This window comes from Mongoliibacter sp. (assembly GCF_007692705.1).
Taxonomy (GTDB): domain Bacteria; phylum Bacteroidota; class Bacteroidia; order Cytophagales; family Cyclobacteriaceae; genus Mongoliibacter.
Genome location: NZ_REBN01000050.1, coordinates 1 through 4,547, shown reverse-complemented (window position 1 = coordinate 4,547; position 4,547 = coordinate 1). Strand labels below are relative to the sequence as shown.

Sequence of the window (4,547 nt, the reverse complement as noted above, 5' to 3'; positions counted from 1 at the left end):
ATCGATGAACTGATCTAAAAATTGTTAAAGGTTAAAAAGTTAAGGGTTAAAGCGTGGAGGCAAATGAACTTTTAACTATTAACTTTTTATTGATGAACTGAAGAATTGACGAATTGATGAACTGGGGAATCGGTGAATTGATCTATTAATATCTTGGCGTCTTGGCGTCCTTGCGTCGTTGCGTGAATAAAAAAAACCCTCGAGGTGTTGAAAACCTCAAGGGTTGGGTAACCTTGCCCCTAAAGCGGGAACATTTGTGAAAAGTAATGAATGCATGACTTACCCGATTTTAAATTTCTAATTTTCCATTTTAAATTCCCCCTCCCCTATTTACTCAGTCTTTCTCCTGGTGATATTGAACAGAAATGGATTAGGACAAAGCCTTCTTTCTCCCATGAGCTAGAATTTTTCCGCCTGCTTGGCCCACTCTAGAAATGCCTTATTTGCTTTTACCTCAATGCTCACTGACCTGATAATTTTTTTATCTCCCGAACTGTAAACAGCAGTAATTTTATGTCTCCCTTCTTTTAAAGCAGGAGCCAAAACCGGGTTTGCACCACGGCTGACCAGTCTTCCATTGATGGTCCAGTAAATACTCTTTTCAGGGTCGGGATTATTGGGGTCATTTATAGTGGCACGCATATCAAAAGGCATATCCGGAAAAACATGAGTTCCCTCTTTCGGTTCCGCGATTTTCATTTCTGCAGGCAATGCCGGCACTTTGTAGCTTTTTCCTATAAATTGCTCGGATCGGAATCCATTAGACAACCTCACTACCAGCCTGATTTCATGGCCTTGCATTCCAGCTATGTTTACCAAGGCAGAACCTTTCACCAAGCCTGTGGCATATTCACTGTAGCTTCCCGCTTTTCCCAAAATCAATATATCCACAAATTCATCTTCAGAGGTCCGGTCATTTTCCCAATCCACCTGAACCAGTTTACCATACTTCAGCAACCATTCTTCCTGACCTCTCCAGTCTGGAGCAATGCCAAAGCGGTTTAAATTTGGTTCGGGAATTTCTTTACCTTCAAAAAGTCTGAAAAGTACTTTTCTGAAATTGGGTTTGCCTTCAGGGATTTTTTCTTCGTATAACCTTTCATCCTTGTACATCAAACCTATGGCTACACTTTTGGGCAACACAGGAAGATCGACTTCCAAAAATGCTGTTCGGGCTTCCCCTTCAGAAAGGCAGACATCCGATTCAAAATCTACCTCAGGTACTGCTTTGGCCTGTATTTCGTTTTTGCTTCCCAGTAGCACTACTGTGTAGGGACTTTTTCCGATTTTGGCTTTTGGTGTATGCTCATCCACCGAATAGCCGGGAAGACGGGTAAACTTATGCCTTTCATCCAACACCCCTCTAAACCTTATAAATTCCTTTTTCATAATATCCTTATTGTTATTTTACATCGTCCATTCATCATCCTAAAGCAAGTCCCTAATCCGCTCCCATTGGGTTATAGAAGTCCTTCTCGGTCTCAAGTAACTCATAAAGTCACCGACACATTGATTCCCGGTACATCCGCTGGCAGTGACAACCGTATTATAGAATATATCAAAGGGAATATTATCCAGGTAGCCATCATTGGGGTGGCTTTCCGTATTGGAAGGCACATTTCCCGAAGTTGGTAATTTCACATGCTTTAGCCCCAGGTTGTGCCCCAGTTCATGGGCTGTTGTTACCCTTAAATTTGAATTCTCACCTACTGAATCTCTATGCAACTCATTCCAACTTACTTTACCATTTAACCTGGCCAAACCATTAGCACTAACCGTATTACCATTTGAGTTTACAAATGTTATTGGTCCATTCAGCACAGCTGAAAACAAGGCTGAATTGGACATGTTATGATCATTGACAAGACTTACCCTTCTATTTTCCATTCTGTTCAAGAGCTCGGATCTTCCTGCAGAATCGCTCATATCCAAATGTGTAAAAAAGGCCCATATTGGAGCATGATTTACGTCGCCCATGCTACTGGGTAACAAATCTATTGCTCTTTCAAAATTGTATTCTGCCTCATCATCCGTGAGAAGATTGTTCCCGTGTTGGGTCAGTCTCCATCGAGACCATCTGAGTTTAAGCCTTTTTTCTCCTTGCCAGTTTATGGAAATTGTCTTTTCGGTCATCACCTCATATGGATACCGCTCATCTGTCCATAAAGTTATTTCGGCTGGTTTTGTACCGGTGGCAAGACCAGCAGGGACATAGAAATTGAGACTGTGATCTGTAAACCTCCTTTCCAGACTGTCTTTCTGAACCGCAAGTATGCTGGTATTGGCTCCGCTCAAATCCTGGGTATTGGCAGCACCATTTATAGGTATCAGGTTCCAATTGCCTATTTTCACCTTTCCACCTACGTGGATTTGATCGAAATTGAACCCATTCCTGTCTACGCTGACAAATACCCTGATGATGGTTCCTTTTCTGGATATAAGTGGGACATCATTTGGACCTTTATCATCTAAATTGAAATTCTGTATGCCCTGTGTGACTTCCACAGCCTCGATGGTAAGTGTAGGTTTGATGGTAACAGGCAGCCGGATTTCTTCTGTAACTTTCCCGCAGATACCGGTCACTTCCAGTTCAAACCTCAATGTTCTTTCCACATTAATATTATCCGGAATGCTAAGGGTATGTGAGCCTGAACTTGGGAGGTTATTTCCTGAAAAAAGTATCGCCCCGTTAAAGTTGAAAACAGTAAGTTTGACCTCTGAATTTTCAGGATAAACCCGCCAACTGACTTTTACCTGTTCCCCGGGCTCTGCATAGGAAATGTTTTGTTCGTTGATAGAAATATCAAAACGCTCCACTACTGTCCTTCCTCCAGCCAAATTGACTGAATTGCTGTTGATGGAGTTTGGTATAAACCAGTCGCATCGGTAAAATCCATTGCCGGGGTTTTGGACCCATACAGGACCTTCAGTAGCAAGTGAAGGGACCTTCACGGATAAGTTTGTTGGGGAAAGGGACAAAATCTGTCCTTCTACAGTTCCATTGGTTCCATTTGTAAAAAGGACTTTACTACTGTTGTTAAATCCCTGTCCTGAGATATTAATATTCTGACCCGGACATGCCTGATTAGGGGAGATTTCGTTTATCAAAAGTCTTACAAGAGGAGCATCAGTAATGACAGGCATCAAGGGCATTCCTTTTGCCAAGCATTCCAAGATTTCCAGTTCCCAATCCGTGAACATAGGGATAAAATCGAAACCTATAATATCGGGCTTTTGGATAACAGGTCCTCTGTATGGACCATCATCCGGCCCACACATCCCTTGAGATTGGCCCATGAGCATATGCAAGGGCAAGGTAGATCCATTGTTGTTTGCCTCAAGGGCAGCTTTATGGATTTCGGGCATCCTGTCCACCCCTTTGAAACCAGCTTTGATTCCCAACAGCAATAAAGCGCCTTCAGTGTTGTCTTTTGCTGTCATAAGGGCGGCATTGTATAAGGCAAAGAGATTATCCTCTGTTATCCCCAATCCCTGACCTTGATCGACGACCTCATTTTTCCTAACCCCTTTTTCCTGCTGATCTAAAAATCGGTGGAGGATAGCAGGTGAGGATTTTGGAATAAAAACGGATTTATCGGCATACTTGGCGATAGCATTTCCCAGGTCATGAGGGGAGTGGAAGCGCATGCCGGTATTCAATCTCATTATTTTACTGATATGCCCGGACACCTGATTCAATTGTTCAAAGGATCTCGGATTTTGAGAAACCCTATGAAGCATTCCGAAAATGGTGGACTTGAGCTTGTAACCTGCTTCTTTATTCAAATTCAAGGTGTTCCATACATCATTCATAAGATCCGGTTCCCTGAAAATGGGTGGTAAGGGGCAAGCAGCAGTCTGAAGCAATGATAAATGAGAAGCGGTATTGACTGGGGCAATGGAAGAAAGTGATTGTGCCAGGTTGATCAGGAAGTTTTTATCTACAAAACTATCGGTCTGGACAGAGAGATTCCTGGCATAAGGTTCTATCTTTTCTGAAATTTCAGCCCTTAAAATTAGCGGGGAGGTCCTATTAAGGCTGATTCTTCCGGAACGGGATACGGTTTCCCCTCGTTTTCCAAACACCTGTACATGGCCAAAAGCCATGGTGATTCTCATTAGTCTTGAACTTCTATTCTGTGCTTTGAAGTATAAGGAATAAGAGCCACGGTCATTGGTTAGTGTTTCTGCCAAAAGATTCCCTCTGCTGTCAAAGAGTTTAACCAAAAGTCCGGGCATTCCCTGTCTCCTGTTGTTGATTACCCTTCCTTGAATGTGATTTGCGTTGGCCATATCGTTCCCATTTAGAATTTAGTAGGTTAAAGCCCTCTTGAATCCCAAAATAAAGGTTTTGGGTTTTCAGGAGCTTTCTAACATATATTGATATTTATATAGCTGATTATCAGTTTACAAATACCATATTAATGTAGCCATTTTGAGCGGGAGTTATCTGAGCTAACTATTTTATCGCTCTTATGAATGATTATTACTGGAGATTGAAATAGAAAAATCTATGGATTGTAGGGTGGGTTTGTATTGATGAACTG

2 protein-coding genes are annotated in these 4,547 nt (G+C 42.1%); both read right to left on the bottom strand.

Going from position 1 to position 4,547, the window contains the following annotated elements; genetic code table 11:
* Nucleotides 1–399 precede the first annotated feature (399 nt).
* Complete coding sequence (locus EA341_RS00835; RefSeq protein WP_293010783.1) at nucleotides 400–1,389, bottom strand: hypothetical protein; 990 nt, start codon at nucleotides 1,387–1,389, stop codon at nucleotides 400–402.
* A 39-nt stretch (nucleotides 1,390–1,428) separates the two neighbouring features.
* Complete coding sequence (locus EA341_RS00830; protein WP_293010782.1) at nucleotides 1,429–4,293, bottom strand: IPT/TIG domain-containing protein; 2,865 nt, start codon at nucleotides 4,291–4,293, stop codon at nucleotides 1,429–1,431.
* Between the last annotated feature and the right edge of the window lie 254 nt (nucleotides 4,294–4,547).